Source organism: Yonghaparkia sp. Soil809, assembly GCF_001429705.1.
Taxonomy (GTDB): Bacteria; Actinomycetota; Actinomycetes; order Actinomycetales; family Microbacteriaceae; genus Microcella.
This window is the reverse complement of the sequence record NZ_LMSV01000001.1, coordinates 263,133-283,571: the sequence shown is the minus strand read 5'-3', so window position 1 is coordinate 283,571 and position 20,439 is coordinate 263,133. Positions and strand designations below refer to the sequence as shown.

Sequence of the window (20,439 nt, the reverse complement as noted above, 5' to 3'; positions counted from 1 at the left end):
CGATGCCCGGCACCGGCGACCGGCCGCGCTCAGTCGTCCGAGCCCGACCTGCCCGAGATCGTCAGGCTCGTGGCCCAGTCGTAGAAGACGCGCTTGCCGGGCGTCGTGTCCTCCACGGCCGCGTCGACCCCGCGCGAGAGGAGGTCGCTGATGCCGCGGATCACCGTGTCGAGATCGTCGTGCGGCGCGGTGAGGGCGAGGCCGGCCGAGCACACGGAGAGCACGGACGAGACCATCGACGCGTCGACGTCGCGGCGGACCATGCCCGCTTCCTGGAGGCGCTCGATCATCTCGCCGCGGATGCCCACCTGGGGCACGTAGCGGAAGGAGTGGCTGTGGCGCATGATGCGGTTGAGGGCGTCGCGATCGATCACGAAGAGAGTCTTCGACAGCGGCCGCTCGTAGATGCCGGCGAGGATGTAGAGGTAGATCCGCGAGAGGAGGCCGCCGCGCGGGTCGCGCTCGATGTGATCGACGATGCTCGCGTACATGGCCGTGAATTCGCGGTTGAGCATCGCGACGAGCGCGTCGCCGGGCGTCTCGAACAGCTCGCCGACGTCCGACTCGCTCATGCCGGCCGATGCGGCGATGCGGGGGATGCTGACGGCGTCGTAGCCGTCCGCCATGAGGATGTCGGCAGCGGCCGTGAGAATCCGGTCGACGTCGGTGGGCGGAGCGGGCATGGAGCGTCCTCATTCGGGTGATGGGCGGCGTCAGCATTGTACGACGGGGAGGCGGAACGGTGGGTGCACCCCTTCCGGGGGTGCTGGTCGAGCCCCGCCCCGCATAGACGCCGTTGACCGGAGCGTCAGGCCGCCCTCAGTGGGGGCAAATAGACTGCACAGGTTTGCGGAGGACGCTGACAGCGGCCGAAAGGAGACCTCGCCATGACCGAGAACCCGACCACCCCCGAGCCCCCCGCGCACGAGCCGTCGGCGGGCCCGACGCCCGAGCAGCCCGGCGCCCCCGAGCAGCACGCGGCCCCCGAGCAGCATCCTGCCCCCGACCAGCACGCGGCCCCCGACCAGCAGGCCGGCCCCGATCGGCATCCCGCCCCGAGCGCGCCCGTGCCCCCTGCGCCTCCCGCGGCGGCCGCCGCACCGGCCCCCGCAGCCGCTCCGACGGCCCCGCAGCGCTCGCTGGCCCCGCTCATCGCGGCGCTCGCCGTGGGAGCCCTCGTCGGCGGAGCCGCGGGCGGCGGCATCGCCGCCTGGGCCCTCGCCGACCGCGGCGGCTCGATGTCCGCGCCGACCGGCCCCGCCTCGGTCACCGTCAACGACCCGGAGGACGCGACCATCGTCACGGGCGTCGTCGCCACGGCGATGCCCTCGGTGGTCACGATCCAGGTCGCGGGCGGCGGCGCGCAGGGCAGCGGCTCCGGCGTCATCCTGAGCGACGACGGCTACGTGCTCACGAACGCCCACGTCGCGACGCTCGACGGGGCGGCCGGCGACCCGACCATCCGCGTCACGACCGCGGACGGTCGTCTGTGGGACGCGACCCTCGTCGGCGCCGACCCGATCGCCGACCTCGCCGTCATCCGCCTCGACGGAGCGACCGACCTGCAGCCCATCGAGTTCGCCGACTCCGACGAGCTCAACGTCGGCGACCGCGCGATCGCCATCGGCGCCCCCCTGGGGCTCGCCGGAACGGTGACCGACGGCATCGTCTCCGCCCTCAACCGCTCGATCACCGTGAAGTCGTCCGCGGTGCCCGAGGCCCCCGAGGCCCCCGAGGCGCCGGGTCCGGACAGCGGGGGACCCTTCGAGTTCTGGAACTTCGACATCCCCGGCCGCGACAGCCAGCCCTCGGCGTCGTCGACCATCTCGCTCGCGGTCATCCAGACCGACGCGGCGATCAACCCGGGCAACTCCGGCGGCGCCCTCCTCGACCAGGACGGCCGTCTCATCGGCATCAACGTGGCGATCGCCACGGCCGGCGGGGGCCAGGGGAGCGCCGGGAGCATCGGCGTCGGCTTCTCCATCCCGGCCAACTTCGCCCAGCGCATCGCGACCGAGATCATCGAGACGGGGTCGGCGAGCCATGGCCTGCTCGGTGCGACGGTGACCGACGCGAGCGCCGCCGCCTCGAGCGACGTCGTCGGCGCCCTGATCGATCAGGTCTCGCCGGGCGGGCCGGCCGATCAGGCGGGTCTGCGCGGCGGCGACGTCATCACTGAGTTCAACGGTGTTCCGATCACCGACCAGATCGACCTGACCGCTCAGGTCCGGGCCCTGGCCGGGGGCGAGAGCGCCGAGCTCACCTACGTCCGCGGCGGTCGCAGCGAGACTCTCACGGTGACGCTGGGCGAGCTCGGCTAGGCAGTAGCCTCGGGAGCTATGGCCGCTCCACCCTCAGAGACCCCCGGTGTGAGCTACGTCATGCCGGTCTACAACGAGGCGGCCTACATCGACGACGCGATCGCGAGCGTCCTGGCGCAGCGCTACGGCGGCGACCAGGAGCTCGTGCTCGCGCTCGGTCCATCGACCGACGGCACGAGCGAGCGCGTCGCACGGCTCGCCGCCGCCGACGAGCGCATCCGGATCGTCCACAACCCGGAGATGGCCATCCCGATCGGGCTCAATCGCGCGATCCGGGCCGCGCGCCATGACGTCATCGTGCGGGTGGATGCCCACACCGAGCTCGACCCCGACTACACCGCCACCGCCGTCGCCACCCTCACCCGCACGGGCGCCGCGTCGCTCGGGGGCCTCATGGTCGCCGCCGGTCGGAGCCGCTTCCAGTCGGCCGTCGCGCGCGCCTACAACTCCCGGCTCGGACTCGGCGGCGGGGCGTACCACGGCTCGGCCGTTGAGGGCCCGGCGGAGAGCGCCTACCTCGGCATCATGCGCCGAGCCGCGGTCGTCGAGGTCGGCCTCTACGACGAGGGCCTGCGCCGGGGGGAGGACTGGGAGCTGAACTTCCGGCTCCGCAGCGCCGGTCACGTGGTGTGGCTCGACCCCGCGCTGCGCGTCACGTACTGGCCGCGCGACACGTGGTCGAAGCTCACCCGCCAGTTCGTGGCGACGGGGATCTGGCGGGGCGAGCTCGTGCGCCGCCACGGCGGCCGGCACCCCGTGCGCTACTTCGCCCCTCCCGCTCTCGTAGTCGCGAGCGCGGCGAGCCTCGTCGTGCTCCTGCTCCAGCTGACCGGAGCCCTCCTCGGCCCCGCGTCGGTCGTGCTCGGGCTCGTCCACCTCGCGCCGCTCGCGTATCTCCTCCTCCTGCTGGGGCTCCTCGGGGTCCCGTCGAGCGGGCGCTCGCTCGCCGACCGCGCGACCTTCGCGCTCGTGATCGCGACGATGCACGTGTCGTGGGGCTCGGGCTTCCTCCGCGGCGTCGCGCTCGGCGCGCGGGACGCGGTCGACCGCTCGCGCACCGAGTCCTGACCCGCGCCGCGGCACGCCGCGCCGCAGGAGCCGGGCTCAGCCGAGCATCCCCGCCGCGATCATGCGCGCCACGACGCGTTCGGCGGCGCGTCCGTCGTCGAGCGGGTTGAACCGCGCGCGCCACGCGGCGAGGGCCGCGGGGTCGGCGGCCGGCGCTCCCTCCGCGAGGTCGCCGAGGACCGCGAGCAGGGCATCCCGGTCGGTGACGACGGGGCCGGGGGCCTCGGTCGTGACGTCGAAGTAGAAGCCGCGCAGGTCGCGACGGTAGTGCTCCAGGTCGGGCAGGAAGAGCACGAGCGGGGCATCCGTCGTCGTCGCATCGAACATGATCGAGCTGTAGTCGGTCACGACGACGTCGGCCGCGAGCAGGAGGTCGCTCATCGACGGGTACGTCGTGACGTCGATGAGCCCCGGCGCCGAGAGGTCGCGGCCGAAGCGCAGCGTGCGGCTGTGCCCGCGCACGAGCAGGACGTGGTCGCCGGGCAGGTCCGCGAGCGCCGCCGCGAATCCGGGCAGGTCGAGGAAGTCGACGATCTCGGTGCGGTCGTCGCGCCACGTCGGGGCGTAGAGCACGGCCCGACGTGGCGCGCCGACGCCGAGGCGCTCGCGCGCGGCCGCGCGGTCGCCCGTCACGAGGACGTCGTTGCGCGGGTACCCCTCGACCCAGACGGGGCCGCGGAAGGCGTAGGCGCGGCGCAGGATGCCGGCGGCGTAGGGGTTCTGCGCGAGCAGGACCGACCACCGGGCGCTCTCGCGCCGCACGGCGATGCGCGTGCGCGGCCCGACCCGATCGCGGTCGAGCGCGAGGCGCTTGAGCATCGTGCCGTGCCAGGTCTGCAGCACCGTCTGGTGCGGGCGGGGCCGCCAGCGCTTGCGCAGCCAGTCGTTCACGACGAGCACGCGCGCGTCGGCCCGCACGCGCCACCACTCCGCCGAGCCCTCGACGAGCGGCACACCGCCCTGGGGAACCGCCACCGAGCGGTCCACGACCGACCAGTAGCGAACCACGTCGGGGTGCGCGCGGGCGAGCTCGCGGTCGATCGCGAGCGGGTTGCAGGCCGCGGTCTGGGCGTAGAAGCTCTCCAGGAGCACGGCGCGCTCGGGGGTCGCCTCGCGATGACGGTAATCGGCCTCGAGGCGGCGCTGGGCGGCCGCGCCGCGCTCGTCCTCGGCGAGGGGCGGGGCGAGCGTGACCAGGAGGGTTCCCCGGTCGGCGGCGACCGCGACGCGCAGGAGGGGCGAGAGGGATGCCGTGGGCAGCGTCGCCGCGACCGTAGCGCGCGCGGTCGGGCGCGCCGCGCCGTCGAGCTCGAGCTCGAGCGCGTACGCGCCGCTCGGCGCCGGCAGCGGCTCCGAGCCCCAGCGGGAGACGAGGAGGGGGATACGCGCGGTGAAGCGCTCGCCGTCGACCGAGAGCGCGCCCGGCAGGTGCTGCCGGGGCCCGACGAGCGCGATGCCGCGCAGGCCGAGGGCGCATCGCCCCGCGACGACCACGGTCGCGCCCGCGCCGTCGTCCCCGCTCTCGATCGCGACGGCGTCGACGACGACGGGGCGCTCGGGCACCGCGTCGAGGTCCTCCGGCGCCGCGCGCTCGCCGAGCAGGGCGAGGATCGCCGCGCGGACCCGCTCGGTCGCGCGCCCGTCGAGGCGGTCGACGTGCTCGTCGCGCAGCCACGTCGCGTGCGCGAGGGCGGCCGCGCGCGCCGAGCCCTCGTCGAGGGCGCCGTCGAGCCGTTCGAGAGTGCGCGACCAGGTCGTCGCCGGGTCCTCGCCGCTGAACGCGCGGTACGGGGTGTAGAGGCCGCGGGTCGAGAGGTAGCGCGCGAGGTCCGGCGCGAAGAACACGCTCGGCACGCCCGCGATCGCGGCGTCGAAAGCGATGGAGGAGTAGTCGGTGACGAGCGCGTCGAGAGCCGGCAGCGCGGGGGTCGCATCCCCCAGGAGGTCGCGCCCCATGAGCCGGATCCGCGGTGACAGCGCCGGCCCCGCCGCGTACGAGCCCGCGCCGAGCGGGTGCGATCGGATCAGTAGCACGGCGTCGACGCGCTCGGCCCACTCCGCGATCGCCCGCCACTCCTGCTCGGTCGGGATGGCCGGGTCGGTCTCGCCGTCCCGCCAGGTGGGGGCGTAGAGGACCACGCGCGCGGACTCGGGGAGGACGCCGACCACGCTCTCGACCAGCGCGCGCGCCGCGGCCCGGCGGGCGTCCGCATCGCCGTGCAGGAGGACGTCGTCGCGGGCGTCGCCGAGCACGCGGACGCGGGAGGAGGGCAGTCCGAACGCCGAGCGCACGCGCGCGGCGACGAGCTCGCTCGCTACCGGGAACAGCGCGATGCGCGAGGAGCCGGCGCGGTACAGGCGGGCCATGAGCGCTCGGGCTCCCGGCAGGGATCCGATGAGGGGCAGGCGCAGCGCGGCCCCCGTGTCGAGGTGCAGCCGCTTGAGCGGGATCCCGTGCCACAACTGCACGACGAGCGCGCGGCTCGAGCCGTAGCGGTTGACGTCGCCGAGCCCGTGCGTGACGATGACGACGCCCGACCGCAGGGTCTCCCAGAACCCGCGGATGCCCCGCGCCGGCACCGCGCGCATGCCCCGCGCGATCGCGTCCGCGAGCTCCTCGTCGCTCGAGGCGAGCCACACGAGGCGGCGCTCCGGGTCGCGATCGCGGCAGAGCTCCCACAGCGCGAGAGCCCCCTCGCCGACCCCGATGCCCGAGCCGAAGACCCACCGGGACGGGTCGCGGGGCACGAGGCGCGCGGCGAGCGCGCCCAGCCCGTACAGCGGGGCGCGAGCCAGGGCGCGCGCGTTGCCGGCGCTGAACGTGAAGCGGGCCATCGCGGGCGATTCTTCCACGCCCGCGCCTCCAGCGAACAAACGCATAACGGTTGCCCCCTGTTCGCGGGGTCGCGTCGACGGCGGAGACCATGATGGAGCAGTGAGCATTCTGAAGCAGCTGGGCACGGCGCGACGCCTCGCGCGCAACATCCTGCGGTCGCGCCGCCATCGCGCGCAGCTGGCCGCGCGACTGGCGTCCGTGACGCCCCCCGCCCCTGGCAGCATTCAGATCGCCGTGTATTTCGCCGACACGCGGGTCAACCTGTACCAGATCCGCCAGTGGTACGCGCCGCTCGCCGAGCTCGCGGCCGAGCATCCCGTCGCCATCATCGCCCGCAGCCCCGGCACGATGCTGACGCTCCTCGAGGAGTCGCCCGTTCCTGCCGTGTACCTGCGCCGCGTCGTCGATCTCGAGCGGTTCGTCGCTGAGCAGCCGCTGCGCATCGTGCTCTACGTGAACCAGAACGCGAAGAACTTCCAGATGTTCCGCTACAGCCGCATGTGGCACGTGTTCGTCAACCACGGCGAGTCGGACAAGATGTACATGACCACGAACCAGTACAAGGCGTACGACTACGCGTTCGTCGCCGGCGACGCCGCGAAGGAGCGCCTGCGCCGCAAGCTCTGGAACTACGACGTCGAGAGCAAGGCCATCGCGATCGGCCGCCCGCAGGCCGACCACTTCGCGGGAGCCCTGCCCTACGCCCCCGACGACCGCACGGTCGTGCTCTACGCGCCCACCTGGGAGGGCGACCGGCCGGCCGCCGCCTACGGCTCGATCGCGAGCCACGGGGAGGCGCTCGTCGACGAGCTGCTCGCATCCGGCCGGCATCGGGTCATCTACCGGCCGCACCCGCGCAGCGGCGTCGTCGACCCCGAGTACGGTGCCGCGAACGCGCGCATCGTCGCCGCTCTCGCCCGCGCGAACGCCGCCGACCCGCGCGCGCAGCACGTCTTCGACGACGGCCCGGAGCTCGGCTGGCAGCTCGCCGCCGCCGACGTCGCCATCACGGACATCTCCGCCATGGTCTACGACCGGCTCGCCACGGGCAGGCCCATCCTCATCGCGCGTCCCGCCTCGTCCCAGGCGGAGATCGATGCCACCGGCTACCTCGGCGCGTGCGAGTGGCTCACCGCGCACGAGGCGCGCGAGGTCGTCCCCGCCATCGACCGCGTGCTCACGAGCACCGAGGCGCACGAGCGCCTGCAGCACTGGGTGGAGCGCTACTTCGGCGACACGACGCCGGGTGCCGCGACGGCTCGCTTCCACGCCGCCGTCGAGACGCTCATGGCCGAGTGGGAGCGCGCGGCGGCCCAGCACCGCGACGACCCCATCACGAGCGAGTCGAACCCCTTCGACGAGGACATCGACGAGGACGCGGCGCCCGGCGAGGGCTGAGCGTCAGATCTCGAACGCCTCGTCCGGCGCGTCCGTCTCGCCGCGCCGCTCGATCGCGAGCCGAGGGACCCGTACGGGCCCGATACGGCCGGCCTCGCGGATCACGACGCGGCGGCCCGGGCGGGGCGCGCCGGGTGCGCGGGTCTCGATCTCGAGGGTGATGGGCCACATCACGGGTGCGGGGCCGAACGCCTCGCGCGCGTTGCTCACCACCTTGCGACCGAGGATGTGATTGCCCGTTCCGCCGATGACGGCGCCGATGCCGAAGGGAATGGCGCGGCCGATCGCCGTGCCGCCCTGCGTGACCGCGAAGCGCCGGACGAACGCCGTGCGCAGCCGGTCGGCGAGCGAGTCGAGCATGACCCGCGGCATGCTCTTTGTCACGAGCTCGCCCCAGTAGGCGTTGCGCGGAGCGCCGCCCGTCATCTGCCGCGCGAACTGCGTCACGAGATCCTTGCCGGCGCCGCCGAGCATGAGCGCCATGACGAGGCTCTGCGCCCGCTCCGGGTCGTCGATCGCGATGCCGTGGACCTCGGTGACCGACTGCGCGAACAGCGCGCTCGCCTCGAGGAAGGCGACCGTCTCGACGCCGCTGAGCGTCAGGGAGGCGGCGATCCCGACGGCGGGCACGGCCGCCGCGGCGCCGACGGATGCCCCGCTCGCGGTCACGAGCGTCAGGTAGTGCTTCTCCAGCATCCTGATCACCTCATCGGGCGAGGCGTTCGGCGAGCGGCGGCGCAGTCGGCGCACGTGCGCGATGACCGCGGGGCGCTGGGACGACATGATCGCCTGCAGGGCGCGCACCATGCGCGGGTCGGCCTCCTCGTGCGGCGGCGGGACGATCCGGGGCGTCGTGGGGTCGTGGGAGCTCATGAGGGGGAACCGTAGTCCCTGTTGTAGGCCGCGAGAACCCCCTCGATCGGCCCGTCGAGCTGCAGTAGGCCCTTGTCCAGGTAGAGGCCGCGCGTGCAGAACCGCGTGAGGTCCCGCTCGTTGTGCGAGACGAAGAAGAGGGTGCGACCGCCGGCGAGCAGCTCGTCGATGCGCTGGTAGCACTTGTCGCGGAAGGCCTTGTCGCCGACGGCGAGCACCTCGTCGACGAGGAGGATGGGCTCCTCCAGTCGCGAGATGACCGAGAACGCCAGGCGCACCTTCATCCCGCTGGAGAGGTGCTTGTACGGGGTGTCGACGCTCTCGCGGAGCTCGGCGAAGTCGATGATCTCGTCGTAGCGCTCGTCGATCTCGGCTCGGGTCATGCCGTGGAGCCCGGCCGTGAGGTGGACGTTCTCGCGCACCGTCAGATCGTCGACGAATCCGCCGGTGATCTCGATGAGCGGGGCGACGCCGCCGATCACATCGACGCGACCCTCATCGGGGAGCATGACGCCGGCGACGAGCTTGAGGAGGGTCGACTTGCCCTGGCCGTTGCGGCCCACGACCCCGATCGCCTCGCCGGCCCGCACCTCCACGTCGACGCCGCGCAGGGCCCAGAACTCGTTGGGGCGCGCCCGGCGGTTGCTGCCGGCGAAGAGGTCCTTGAAGCTCCGGCGCCCTCGGCGGTTGCGCCGGAAGCGGATCCCCGCTCCCTCGACGCGGATGACGACGTCGCCCATCAGATCTCCTTCAGCACGGCGCGCACCATGCGCCGGAAGACGAGGATGCCCGCTCCGAGGATGACCAGGCTCATGATCGCCGCGACGACCACGGCGAACGGCTCGACCTGGTCGGGGAAGTAGCTCGCGCGGTACAGCGAGAAGATCCCCGAGAGCGGGTTGAACGCCATCCACGCCTCCAGTCCGTCCGGCAGGTCGGTCAGGCCGTAGATGATCGGCGAGGCGTAGAAGAGGAACCGCAGCACGAGCTTGACGGCCCGCTCGAGGTCGCGGAAGAACACCACGAGCGGCGCGATCATGAGGCCGAGCCCCAGGATGAGGGTCGCCTGCAGCAGGATCGCGAGCGGGAGCCACAGGACGCCCCAGGTGGGCTCGGCGCCGTAGATGACCGCGAACGCGATCACGACCGGGATCGCGAGCACGAACTCGATGCCCTTCGACAGCACGATGCGCGCGACCCAGACGCTCCGGGGGAGGCGCGTGGATCGCACGAGCTTGGCGTCCTTGATGAACGCCCGCGTGGAGTCTCCGATCGCGCCGTTGAACCACGTCCAGGGCAGGAGCCCCGCGAGGAGGAAGACGATGTAGGGGTCCGCGCCGATCGACCGGTCGACGATCTGCGTGAACACGAACCAGTAGATGACGGCCATCACGAGCGGGTCGAGCACCGACCACACGTAGCCCAGGAACGACGTCGAGTACCGCACCCTCAGATCGCGACTCGTGAGCAGCCAGAGCGTCTGACGGTAGACCCGTGCGGGGGTGCGCGGCGGGCGCGACGGCGAGGCGAGGGTCACAGTGCACAACGCTAGCGGCATCCCGCCCGCGTCGGCCGAGAGCGGCACCGATCGATCGAGCGGCGGGGCGGATGCCGAACGGCCCGCCCCCTGCCGGGGTCGGGCCGTTCGCGGTCGTTCGGGGGCGCGTCGATCAGACGAAGAGGTTCGCGCGCTCCAGGTCCTCGGCGAAGTCGATCTCGACGGCGTAGAGGTCGGAGATGTCGAGCGGCTCGACGCGGAGGCCGTTCTGCTCGATCGCGAGCTCGATGCCGCGCTCGAAGTAGTCCTGGTCGGCGACGCGCTGCAGGTGGTGGATGAGCGTCGCCTTGTCGGCGGAGGCGATGTAGTTGATGCCGACGGCCTCGCCGAGCCCGCCGACGACCTGCTTGGAGAGCTCCTTGATGAAGCCCTCGGCGTCGACGGTGTACTTGACCTCCTCGTCGGAGACCTTGGAGGTGTTCACGCTCACGAACGAGCGATCGGCGTGCACGAGGCTCGCGGCGCGGACGAGCGCCTGCGGGTCGAAGACGACGTCGCCGTTCATCCAGAGCACGCCCTGCGACCCGGTCGCCTTGAGCGCGCGCAGGAGGCTCTTGGAGGTGTTGGTCTGGTCGTACTGCTCGTTGTAGACGTAGTTGACGTCGGGGAAGGCGTCGATGATGTGCTCGAGCTTGTAGCCGACGACGGTCGTGATGGTGGCGTCGGTGCCGAACGCGGCCGCGATGTTGTCGTGCTGCTGCTGCATGATGGTGCGGCCGTCGCTGAGCTCGGTGAGCGGCTTCGGGAGCGAGCGGCCGAGGCGGCTGCCCATCCCGGCGGCGAGGATGACGATCTGCGTGGTCATGAGACCTCCTGTGTCTTCAGTCGGCTGCGCAGGCTCTCGGCGATCATGCTCCCGTGTCGGGGGATCGGTCGGTGAGAGTTCACCGAACGGTCAACTGCGCGCTGTGGATCAGACACTCCCTTGTGCTGCGGCGAGTTTACCGGCCTTTCCGCCGGATGGACAGGAAATGCCCCGCATCCGTTGCCGGATCGTGACCGGCCGTCACGAACGTGGAGGGAGGGCGGGCCGGGAACGGCAGGCGTTGCTAGCGTGGACGCGTGGACTCCCCGACGCCGCACTCGACCAGCGACGCGACCCCCGGCACGGGGGTCGACGGCGCGGCGGCTCCCGCGCGGCCGGCGAAGGCCAGGACACCGGCCTCCACGAAGTCCGCCTCTCGTTCCCGCGCGTCCGCGGCGACCCCCACCGGCCCGCGCGCGCACCTCCCGGCAGCCCCGCCGCCCCCTCCCGCGCCGATCGTGCTGCAGGTCACGGGCCTGCGCAAGCGCTTCGGGCGCACGATCGCCGTCGACGGCATCGACCTCGCGGTGCGCAAGGGGGCCATCTTCGGCTTCGTCGGGCCGAACGGCGCGGGGAAGACGACCACGCTGTCGATGATCACCGGGCTGCTCCGGCCCGACGCGGGCTCGGTCGTGGTGGGGGAGGCCGATGTCTGGCGCTCGCCCGGCGACGCGAAGCGCGTCCTCGGCGTCCTGCCCGACCGCATGCGCCTGTTCGATCGGCTCACCGGCGCGCAGATGCTCTACTACTGCGGCGTGCTCCACGGCCTCGATCGCGAGACGGCGCGCAGCCGATCGGAGGACCTCTCGCGAGCCCTCGCCCTGGAGGGCTCGCTCGACCGCCCGGTCGCCGACTACTCGATCGGCATGATCAAGAAGGTCTCGCTCGCGGCCGCGCTCATCCACTCGCCGCGACTGCTCGTGCTCGACGAGCCCTTCGAGGGGGTCGACCCGGTCTCGACCGCGCACGCGATCGACCTCCTTCGCTCCTACGCCCGCGCGGGCGGGACGGTCGTGCTCTCCAGCCACAACATGGACCTCGTCGAGCGGGTGTGCGACTCGGTCGCGGTCATCGTCGGCGGGAGCATCCTCGCCACGGGAACCCTGGAGGAGGTGCGCGCCGGATCCTCGCTCGAGGAGCGGTTCGTCGATCTCGCCGGCGGCCGCAGCGCGGTGGAGGGGCTCGAGTGGTTGACGACGTTATCCGACTGAAGCTCGCGCTGCTCGGCTCCGCGTTCCGCGGCGCTCGCCGGCTCGCCCGGACGGGGCTCGTCGCTGTGCTCATCGCGGTGTTCACGGGCGCCGTCCTCGACGCGGCGCAGTCCTTCCGGCCCGAGGACGACGGGCACCGTGCCGGGCTCATCGTCATCACGAGCATCCTCGCCCTGGCCCTCGCGATCTGCCCTCTGACCTCCGGGCTTGGCTCGGCGCTCGAGCCGCGGCGCTTCGCGCCGTTCCCGATCGCGCCGGGTCGCCTCGCCGCGACGCTCGCGCTCGCGGGGGCGGTGGGAGTCCAGGGTCTCCTCACGATCGTGCTCGTCATCGCCCTCGGTGTCTCCTGGGCGGGCACGCCGTTCGAGGGCGCCGCGGTCGGGGGAGGCCTCGTCGGCGGCGTCGCGATCGTCCTCACCGGCCAGTTCCTCGTCGCCATCGCCGCGCAGCTCGCGGTCGCGCCGACCACCGCGCGCACCGTCGCGCTGTTCGCCCGCGGCGTCGTCGGGCTCTGCCTCGCCGCCGCGATCACCACCGCCCTCGTCGTCGAGCGCGGCCGCGACGACGCGCGCGTGGACGAGGTCGCCGCATTCCTCTCCTCCTCGCCGCTCGGCCTGCCCTGGGCGGTGGCGGGCAGCGAGCCCCCGGCCCTCACGGCGCGTATGCTCGGCGCGATCGCCCTCGTGGGGGTGCTCGCACTCGGCTGGCGTCTGCTCGTCGGCCGCCTCCTCGAGGCGCCCGAGCGGCAGCGGTGGGTCCCGCGCTCGCGCGGACTGGGCGTCTTCGACCTCGTGCCGGCCACGCAGGGCGGCGTGATCGCTGCGCGGAGCATCCTCTACTGGACCCGCGACCCGCGCTACCGTCTCGCGATCCTCGCCCTGCCGGTCGCTCCCGCGCTCATGATGATCGCCCTCGCGATCGCCGGGGTCCCCGGTCAGTACCTGTGGCTCATCCCGATCCCCGTGCTCGCGCTGTTCCTGGGCTGGTTCAGCCACAACGACGTCGCCTACGACCACACCGCCGTGTGGCTGCACGTCGCTGCCCACGTGCGCGGAGCATCCGACCGCTGGGGGCGCGCGGTGCCGCCGCTCCTCCTCGGGGTCCCGCTCGTCGTACTCCTCGCCCCGCTGTTCGCCGTCTGGTCGGGGATCGAGGGGATCGAGCCGGCTCTCCTCGGCACGAGCCTCGGGCTCCTGCTCACGGGCATCGGCGTCTCGAGCGTCGCCTCGGCGGCCGCCCCCTATCCCGCCCCGCGCCCGGGAGCCGGCCCGTTCGATCAGCCCCCGCTCACCGCCGCGTCCGCGGGCTGGTCGCAGGGGCTCTCGCTTCTGGCGATCATCGTCCTGATGTCGCCGACCCTGCACACCGCCTGGCGCGGGGCGACCGGCGAGACCGAGCTGCTGCCCGCCGCGGCGATCGCGGGCGCGGCCACCGGCGTCGTCATGCTCGCGCTCGGCGTGCTCATCGGCGGGCGGGTCTTCCGGCGTCGCGCGCCTGAGCTGCTCGACCTCGTGCTGCGCAGCTGACTCGGCCCCCGCGCTCGGGGCGCGTCGTAGAATCGGAGAATGGCGACGACGGACGACACCGGAACCGGCGGAGGGCTCGACGTCCTCGACCGCGAGCTCGAGAAGCTGCTCAACGAGGAGCAGCTGGAGGACGGCGACCACGAGCGGTTCTCCCACTACGTGCCGAAGAGCAAGATCATGGAGTCCGCGCTCACGGGGAAGCCCGTGCGCGCGCTGTGCGGCAAGAAGTGGACGCCGGGTCGCGACCCGGAGAAGTTCCCGGTCTGCCCCACCTGCAAGGAGATCTACGAGAAGATGCGCGACGCGTAGTCGTCGGCGCCTCGCACCCTCGAGCCTGCTGAGTGCCGCGCCGCGGTCGCCCCGCCGGCCGCACTAGCCTGGGGCGCATGGCGGAACGCTCCTGGAACCTCGGCGGCGCCCTCAAGGGGCTGTTCACGAAGCCGACGATCGATGAGACCACCTGGGACGACCTCGAGACGGCGCTCATCCGGGCCGACTTCGGCCCCGATCTGACCGAGAGCATCCTCGAGCAGATGCGCGCGCAGGTCGAGCGGTACCGGACGACCGATCCCGCCGACCTCAAGCGCATGCTGCGCGAGTCGATCGAGGAGCGACTGGCCGCGCACGACCCGACCCTGACCCTGAGCGCACGGCCGGCCGTGGTGCTCGTGGTGGGCGTCAACGGCGTCGGCAAGACCACGACGATCGGCAAGTTCGCGAAGTTCCTCACCGGCTACGGGCGCAGCGTGGTCGTCGGCGCCGCCGACACCTTCCGCGCCGCCGCGGTCGAGCAGCTCGCCACGTGGGCCGACCGCGCGGGAGCATCCGTCGTGCGCCCCCAGCAGCACGGACAGGACCCGGCGAGCGTCGCCTTCCAGACCGTGCAGAAGGCGATCGACGACGGGATCGACATCGCGATCATCGACACCGCCGGCCGCCTGCAGACCAAGGCGGGCCTCATGGACGAGCTCGCGAAGGTCCGGCGCGTGGTCGAGAAGCTCAGCCCGATCGCCGAGGTCCTCCTGGTGCTCGACGGCACGACCGGCCAGAACGGGCTCGCGCAGGCCGAGGCCTTCATCGAGCACGCGGGCGTGACGGGTCTCGTGATCACGAAGCTCGACGGCTCGGCCAAGGGCGGGTTCGTGCTCGCCGTGCAGGAGCGCACGGGGATCCCGATCAAGCTCATCGGCCAGGGCGAGGGCATCGGCGATCTCACGGGATTCACGCCGCACGTCTTCGCGGCCTCGCTCGTCCCGTAGCGGACCCCGCGCGCTCAGTCCTCGATCGCCGCGTGCTCCCGCGAGAGCATGAGATAGGTGTCGGCATTGCGACGGATGCCCGCCACCTCGTCGTCCGTGAGCGCGCGCCGCACCTTCGCGGGCACGCCGGCGACGAGCGATCGGGGCGGCACGACGGTGTCCTCGAGCACGACCGCGCCCGCCGCGACGAGGGACTCGCTGCCGATGACCGCCCGGTTGAGCACCGTCGCGCTCATGCCGATGAGGCAGTCGTCCTCGATCGTGCAGCCGTGGAGTACGGCGGCGTGGCCGACGCTGACCCGTCGGCCGACGATCGTCGGCGTGCCCGGGTCGCAGTGCACCGTCACCGAGTCCTGGAGGTTGGAGTCCTCCCCGAGGACGATCGCGGCGCGATCGCCGCGGAGCACGGCGCCGTAGAAGACGCTCGCGCCCGGGTGCACCGTGACATCGCCGATGAGCACCGCCGTGGGGGCGATCCACGCCCGCTCGTCGACCGCGGGCTCCCTGCCGAAAATGCGCCGTCGCATCCCGCCTCCTCGCTCTCGCCTCCAGTCAACCAGACGGGCCCTTCTAGAATGGGCGGATCATGGCGACCTTCGGCACCCTCTCCGACCGGCTGACTCAGACGTTCAGCGCCCTCCGCACGAAGGGCAAGCTGAGCCCGGCCGACGTCGACAAGACCGTCCGCGAGATCCGGCGCGCGCTGCTCGACGCCGACGTCGCACTGCCCGTCGTCAAGGACTTCACGAATACGGTCCGCGAGCGCGCGCTCGGCGACGAGGTCAACAAGGCGCTCAACCCCGCGCAGCAGGTCGTGCAGATCGTCAACGAGGAGCTCGTCGCGATCCTCGGCGGCGAGCAGCGTCGCCTGGAGTTCGCGAAGAACCCGCCGACCGTCATCATGCTCGCGGGCCTCCAGGGCGCCGGCAAGACGACCCTCGCGGGCAAGCTCGCCAAGTGGCTCAAGGGCCAGGGCCACACCCCCCTGCTCGTCGCCGCCGACCTCCAGCGCCCCAACGCCGTCACGCAGCTGCAGGTCGTCGGCGAGCAGGCCGGCGCCGCGGTGTTCGCCCCCGAGCCCGGCAACGGCGTCGGCGACCCGGTGCGCGTCGCGAGGGACGCCGTCCAGTTCGCCCGGACGCGCCTGCACGACGTCGTGATCGTCGACACGGCCGGCCGCCTCGGCGTCGACGCCGAGCTCATGAAGCAGGCCGCGAGCATCCGAAAGGCCGTCGACCCCGACGAGGTGCTCTTCGTCATCGACGCGATGATCGGTCAGGACGCGGTCGCCACGGCCCAGGCCTTCCAGGAGGGCGTCGACTTCACGGGCGTCGTGCTGTCGAAGCTGGATGGCGACGCGCGCGGCGGCGCCGCGCTCTCCGTCGCCTCGGTGACCGGTCGCCCGATCATGTTCGCCTCGACGGGCGAGGGCCTCGACGACTTCGAGCCCTTCCACCCCGACCGCATGGCGAGCCGCATCCTCGACCTCGGCGACATCCTCAGCCTCATCGAGCAGGCGCAGAAGGCCTTCGACCAGGACGAGGCCCAGAAGGTCGCTGAGAAGTTCGCGACCGACAGCTTCACCCTCGAGGACTTCCTCGCCCAGATGCAGCAGCTCAAGAAGATGGGCTCGATCAAGAGCATGCTGGGGATGCTCCCCGGAGCCCGCGGCATGCGCGAGCAGCTCGACAACTTCGACGAGAGCGAGCTCACCCGCACTGAGGCGATCATCCAGTCGATGACGCTCGCCGAGCGCCGCACGCCCAAGCTCCTCAACGGCTCGCGCCGCCTGCGCATCGCGCGCGGTTCGGGCACGACCGTGACCGAGGTCAACGCCCTCGTGAACCGCTTCGAGCAGGCGGCGAAGATGATGAAGACCGTCGCCAAGGGCGGCGTGCCGAACGTCCCGGGCATGGGGCCCATCCCGGGCATGGGCGGCGGAGGCGGAGCGGCGAGCGCGCGCAAGGCCGCGGCGAAGAAGAAGGGCAAGGGCGGCTCCAAGTCGGGCAACCCCGCCAAGCGCGCGGCCGAGGAGGCCGCTCGCGCTCAGGGCGTGCGCCCCGCCGGTGCGGCGGCCGGCTCGGGCTTCGGGCTCGGAGGCCTCGGCGGCGCCGGGGGAGCGGGCGCCGCGGGCGGCACCGAGCCGACGCCGGAGGAGCTCGCCGCTCTGCAGAAGTTCCTCGGCCGCTAGCGCGTCCGAGCGGAGTCCCGCCAGGCGCGCCAGGCGCCCGTCGACCACAGCGCCCACGCGACGAGGACGGGCTGGAAGAGCAGCCGGATGCCCCGCGCGACATCGGTGTCGAGACCGAAGCCGTCACGACCTTCGGTGAACTGCGCGATGTTGCCGGGGAAGATCGCGAGGAAGAACAGCGCCGTCGCCCAGCCGACGGCGACGCGCCACTGCCCGAGCACGATGAGAGCGAGGCCGAGCCCGATCTCGACGACGCCGGAGCCGAGCACGACGAGGTCGGCGTCGACCGGCAGCCACGGCGGCACCTGGGCGAGGAACTCCTCGCGCCCGTAGGTCAGGTGGCTGACGCCCGCGAACGCGAGCGCGCCCCCGAGGGCCCAGCGCGCGAGTCGCTGCGGCCAGCTGGTTCCGGGCTCCCGTGCGTCACTCATCGCTCGATTCTGGTGCGGCGCGCCCCTGCCGCGGCTGGGAGCCGCGCGTCGACGTAGGGTGAAGCCATGAGCCTCCCCGCCGCCGCGGAGTCCGCCGTCGCGACCGCCGCCGCCGTGCGCGCCGGCGCAACCACGGCCCTCGCCGAGACCCGTGCCGCCCTCGCCCGCATCGCCGCGCTCGACCCGCAGCTCGGCGCCTTCCAGCTCGTCCGCGCCGAGCGCGCGCTCGCGGAGGCCGCCGAGGTGGATGCGCGCCTGGCGGCGGGGGAGGACCTCCCGCTCGCGGGCGTGCCGATCGCGATCAAGGACAACATCCCCGTCGCGGGCGAGCCGATGCTCGAGGGCAGCGCCGCGACCAGCGCCGCGCCGAGCCTGGCCGACCACGAGGTCGTCGCGCGGCTGCGCGCCGCGGGTGCCGTCGTCGTCGGCCTCACGCGCGTGCCCGAGCTGTGCGTGTTCGGGACCACTGACTCCGTGCACGGCACGACGCGCAACCCCTGGAACCCGACCCGCACCGCCGGCGGCTCCTCCGGCGGCTCGGCCTCCGCGGTCGCGAGCGGCATGGTGGCGGTCGCCCACGCGGCCGACGGCATGGGCTCGATCCGGATCCCCGCCGCCAATTGCGCTCTCGTGGGGCTCAAGCCCGGCGCGGGGCTCGTGCCCGCGGAGATGGGCGCCGACAGCTGGTTCGGGATGAGCGAGAACGGCCCGCTCGCGACGACCGTGGCGGATGCCGCTCTCCTGCTCGCGGTCATGGCGGGCCGCCCCGCCCTCGCCGACGTCGCGCCGCCCGACCGCCGTCTGCGCATCGGGCTCGCCCCGGGCATCCCCACCCCTCTCGCCCGGCTCGATCCGCGCTGGGAGGCGGCCGCCCGTCGCACGGCCGCCACGCTCGCCGCGGCGGGGCACGAGGTCGTCGAGCTCGCCCTTCCCTACCCCGCCGACCCGCTTCCGGTGCTCGCGCGCTGGTTCGCGGGGGCCGCCGCCGACGCCGCGCATCTCGGGCTCGACGACCGCCTGCTCGAGCCGCGCGTGCGGGCGCACGTCCGGGCCGGGCGCGTGCTCGAGCGCCTCGGCGCCCTGCGGCCCGGCCCCGTCGACCGGCTGCGGGCTCGCGTCACTGTGGCGACCGCCGATGTCGACGTCGTGCTGACGCCGGCGCTCGCGCAGCCGGGGCCGGATGCCGAGGGCTGGCACCGGCGCGGATGGATCGCGAACCTGCGCTCCAGCATCGGGTACGCGCCCTACGCCGCCCTGTGGAACCTGCTCGGCTGGCCGGCCGCGGTCGTTCCCGCCGGGTGGCACCCGGAGGCGGCCGTGCCGCTCGCGGTGCAGCTCGTCGCCCGCCCGGCCGCGGACGGCGCGGGGGAGGCGCTCCTGCTCGCCGTCGCCGCCGAGCTCGAGCTCCTCGCGCCCTGGGAGCGCACCGCCTCCCCGGCGGCGTCGACCGTAGTCTGAGGGCATGACCATGCGACCCATCCGCATCGGGGTTCAGCTGCAGCCCCAGCACGCGCCGTACGAGCTCATCCGCGATCGCGTCACCGAGCTGGAGGAGCTCGGCGTCGACATCGTCTTCAACTGGGACCACTTCTATCCGCTCTACGGCGAGCCCGACGGCCTGCACTTCGAGTCGTGGACGATGCTCGCGGCGATCGCCGAGCAGACGAGCCGCATCGAGCTCGGCGCCCTCGTCAACTGCAACTCGTACCGCAACCCCAACCTGCAGGCCGACATGGCCCGCACGATCGATCGCATCAGCGCCAAGGGAACCGGCACGGGCCGCTTCATCTTCGGCACCGGCTCCGGCTGGTTCGAGCGCGACTACGCCGAGTACGGCTACGAGTTCGGCACGGTCGGCTCGCGGCTCAACGATCTCGCGCGCGACCTGCCGATCATCCGCGACCGGTGGACGAGGCTCAACCCGCCGCCCACGCGCGACATCCCCATCCTCATCGGCGGCGGGGGCGAGAGGAAGACCCTCCGCATGGTCGCCGAGCACGCGAGCATCTGGCACAGCTTCAGCGACGCCGAGACTCTGGAGAGGAAGCTCGGCATCCTCGCCGGCCACTGCTCCGACGTCGGTCGCGACCCCGGCACGATCGAGATCTCCGTCGAGCTCGGGCGGAAATCGTCAGCAGAGGCTGACGAGCTGCGCGGCCTCGGGGCGAGTCTCTTCACGATCGGGCTCACGGGGCCGGACTACGACCTCGCGCCCGTGCGCGACTGGCTCGCCTGGAGGGACGGCTCGCGCTGAGCATCCGTCGCCCGCGGCCCCGATCGCGGTCGCGAATGCGGGCGGTAGGCGACCGCCCGCGGAATCTGCAAGAATAGGCGGTCGAGTGCTCGCGCGCCCGACCCTCTAATCAGGCCAGCGAGCAACCCTTCCGAGCTTTCGCGCCGAGTGTGCCCCACGCAACCGGCGTCGACTCACCCCGTTCACACTTCTGGAGAATCGTGGCTGTCAAGATCCGTCTCAAGCGCATGGGCAAGATCCGCGCGCCGTACTACCGCATCGTCGTCGCCGACTCGCGCACCAAGCGCGATGGTCGTGTCATCGAGGAGATCGGCAAGTACCACCCCACCGAGGAGCCCTCGGTCATCGAGGTCGACTCGGCCCGTGCGCAGTACTGGCTCAGCGTCGGCGCCCAGCCGACCGAGCAGGTCACCGCGCTGCTGAAGCTCACCGGCGACTGGGGCACGTTCAAGGGCGAGAAGGGTGCGAAGAGCACCGTCCGCTACGCGGAGCCGAAGGAGGCGTTCCAGTTCGACGCCGCCAAGAAGCCCGTCCTCAAGCCCAAGGCCGAGAAGAAGGCCGAGGAGGCTCCGGCCGCCGAGGCGCCCGAGACCGAGTCGGCCGAGGCCGAGGTCGTCGAGGCCCCCGAGGCGGAGGCCCCCGAGGCCGACGCCGCCGAGGCCGACAAGGCCTGACGCATCGTGCTCGCTGACACGCTGGAGCATCTGG

General features: G+C 72.8%; 19 protein-coding genes. 11 read left to right on the top strand and 8 right to left on the bottom strand.

Going from position 1 to position 20,439, the window contains the following annotated elements:
- Positions 1-29 precede the first annotated feature (29 nt).
- The gene (locus tag ASG83_RS01410) at positions 30-683 is read right to left on the bottom strand and encodes a TetR/AcrR family transcriptional regulator (protein ID WP_055856236.1); all 654 of its coding nucleotides are present in this window, start codon (positions 681-683) and stop codon (positions 30-32) included.
- A 204-nt stretch (positions 684-887) separates the two neighbouring features.
- Between ASG83_RS01410 and ASG83_RS01405 the strand changes: the two genes are divergently transcribed.
- Together ASG83_RS01405 and ASG83_RS01400 are read left to right on the top strand one after the other, a co-directional pair.
- The gene (locus ASG83_RS01405; RefSeq protein WP_055856234.1) at positions 888-2,321 is read left to right on the top strand and encodes a S1C family serine protease; all 1,434 of its coding nucleotides are present in this window, start codon (positions 888-890) and stop codon (positions 2,319-2,321) included.
- Between the two features lie 18 nt (positions 2,322-2,339).
- The gene (locus ASG83_RS01400) at positions 2,340-3,389 is read left to right on the top strand and encodes a glycosyltransferase family 2 protein (RefSeq protein ID WP_055856232.1); all 1,050 of its coding nucleotides are present in this window, start codon (positions 2,340-2,342) and stop codon (positions 3,387-3,389) included.
- A 36-nt stretch (positions 3,390-3,425) separates the two neighbouring features.
- On the opposite strand, the gene ASG83_RS12995 is transcribed toward ASG83_RS01400, so the two are convergent.
- The gene (locus tag ASG83_RS12995) at positions 3,426-6,224 is read right to left on the bottom strand and encodes a CDP-glycerol glycerophosphotransferase family protein (protein ID WP_235459981.1); all 2,799 of its coding nucleotides are present in this window, start codon (positions 6,222-6,224) and stop codon (positions 3,426-3,428) included.
- A gap of 100 nt (positions 6,225-6,324) precedes the next feature.
- Between ASG83_RS12995 and ASG83_RS01385 the strand changes: the two genes are divergently transcribed.
- Complete coding sequence (locus ASG83_RS01385) at positions 6,325-7,623, top strand: CDP-glycerol glycerophosphotransferase family protein (RefSeq protein WP_055856229.1); 1,299 nt, start codon at positions 6,325-6,327, stop codon at positions 7,621-7,623.
- A 3-nt stretch (positions 7,624-7,626) separates the two neighbouring features.
- Here the strand turns inward: ASG83_RS01385 and ASG83_RS01380 are convergent, their stop codons facing one another.
- From ASG83_RS01380 to ASG83_RS01365, 4 genes are all read right to left on the bottom strand, one after another.
- Positions 7,627-8,496, bottom strand: a complete 870-nt coding sequence (locus ASG83_RS01380) for a hypothetical protein (protein WP_055856225.1) — start codon at positions 8,494-8,496, stop codon at positions 7,627-7,629.
- Positions 8,493-9,236 carry an ABC transporter ATP-binding protein gene (locus ASG83_RS01375; protein WP_055856222.1) on the bottom strand — a complete coding sequence of 248 codons (744 nt, stop codon included), beginning with the start codon at positions 9,234-9,236 and terminating at the stop codon, positions 8,493-8,495. The genes ASG83_RS01380 and ASG83_RS01375 overlap by 4 nt, the downstream gene beginning before the upstream one ends.
- Positions 9,236-10,033, bottom strand: a complete 798-nt coding sequence (locus ASG83_RS01370) for an ABC transporter permease (RefSeq protein ID WP_235459980.1) — start codon at positions 10,031-10,033, stop codon at positions 9,236-9,238. Before ASG83_RS01370 ends, ASG83_RS01375 begins: the two co-directional genes overlap by 1 nt.
- A gap of 133 nt (positions 10,034-10,166) precedes the next feature.
- Positions 10,167-10,859, bottom strand: coding sequence for an NTP transferase domain-containing protein (locus ASG83_RS01365; protein ID WP_055856218.1), 693 nt, complete (start codon positions 10,857-10,859; stop codon positions 10,167-10,169).
- A gap of 257 nt (positions 10,860-11,116) precedes the next feature.
- Between ASG83_RS01365 and ASG83_RS01360 the strand changes: the two genes are divergently transcribed.
- The 4 genes from ASG83_RS01360 (at position 11,117) to ftsY (ending at position 14,855) form a co-directional block, all read left to right on the top strand.
- The gene (locus ASG83_RS01360; protein ID WP_369813368.1) at positions 11,117-12,070 is read left to right on the top strand and encodes an ABC transporter ATP-binding protein; all 954 of its coding nucleotides are present in this window, start codon (positions 11,117-11,119) and stop codon (positions 12,068-12,070) included.
- Positions 12,046-13,596 carry a hypothetical protein gene (locus tag ASG83_RS01355; protein ID WP_055856213.1) on the top strand — a complete coding sequence of 517 codons (1,551 nt, stop codon included), beginning with the start codon at positions 12,046-12,048 and terminating at the stop codon, positions 13,594-13,596. Before ASG83_RS01360 ends, ASG83_RS01355 begins: the two co-directional genes overlap by 25 nt.
- Before the next feature lie 39 nt (positions 13,597-13,635).
- Positions 13,636-13,905, top strand: a complete 270-nt coding sequence (locus ASG83_RS01350; RefSeq protein ID WP_055856209.1) for a DUF3039 domain-containing protein — start codon at positions 13,636-13,638, stop codon at positions 13,903-13,905.
- 77 nt (positions 13,906-13,982) lie between these two features.
- On the top strand, positions 13,983-14,855 hold the full coding sequence (ftsY, locus tag ASG83_RS01345) for a signal recognition particle-docking protein FtsY (protein ID WP_055856206.1): 873 nt from the start codon (positions 13,983-13,985) through the stop codon (positions 14,853-14,855).
- Positions 14,856-14,869: 14 nt separating this feature from the next.
- Here ftsY and ASG83_RS01340 read toward each other — a convergent pair whose 3' ends face one another.
- Positions 14,870-15,382, bottom strand: coding sequence for a gamma carbonic anhydrase family protein (locus ASG83_RS01340; protein ID WP_055856203.1), 513 nt, complete (start codon positions 15,380-15,382; stop codon positions 14,870-14,872).
- 59 nt (positions 15,383-15,441) lie between these two features.
- Here ASG83_RS01340 and ffh point away from each other — a divergent pair, with 59 nt between their 5' ends.
- Positions 15,442-17,046 carry a signal recognition particle protein gene (gene ffh / locus ASG83_RS01335; protein ID WP_055856200.1) on the top strand — a complete coding sequence of 535 codons (1,605 nt, stop codon included), beginning with the start codon at positions 15,442-15,444 and terminating at the stop codon, positions 17,044-17,046.
- Here ffh and ASG83_RS01330 read toward each other — a convergent pair.
- Positions 17,043-17,477: a hypothetical protein gene (locus ASG83_RS01330; protein ID WP_055856197.1), complete on the bottom strand. Its 435-nt coding sequence runs from the start codon at positions 17,475-17,477 to the stop codon at positions 17,043-17,045. The two genes, ffh and ASG83_RS01330, sit on opposite strands and share 4 nt — an antisense overlap.
- A 66-nt stretch (positions 17,478-17,543) precedes the next feature.
- Between ASG83_RS01330 and ASG83_RS01325 the strand changes: the two genes are divergently transcribed.
- From ASG83_RS01325 to rpsP, 3 genes are all read left to right on the top strand, one after another.
- Complete coding sequence (locus tag ASG83_RS01325) at positions 17,544-18,935, top strand: amidase family protein (RefSeq protein ID WP_055856193.1); 1,392 nt, start codon at positions 17,544-17,546, stop codon at positions 18,933-18,935.
- A 4-nt stretch (positions 18,936-18,939) separates the two neighbouring features.
- Complete coding sequence (locus ASG83_RS01320; protein ID WP_055856190.1) at positions 18,940-19,731, top strand: LLM class F420-dependent oxidoreductase; 792 nt, start codon at positions 18,940-18,942, stop codon at positions 19,729-19,731.
- A gap of 200 nt (positions 19,732-19,931) precedes the next feature.
- On the top strand, positions 19,932-20,405 hold the full coding sequence (rpsP, locus tag ASG83_RS01315; RefSeq protein WP_055856186.1) for a 30S ribosomal protein S16: 474 nt from the start codon (positions 19,932-19,934) through the stop codon (positions 20,403-20,405).
- Positions 20,406-20,439 lie beyond the last annotated feature (34 nt).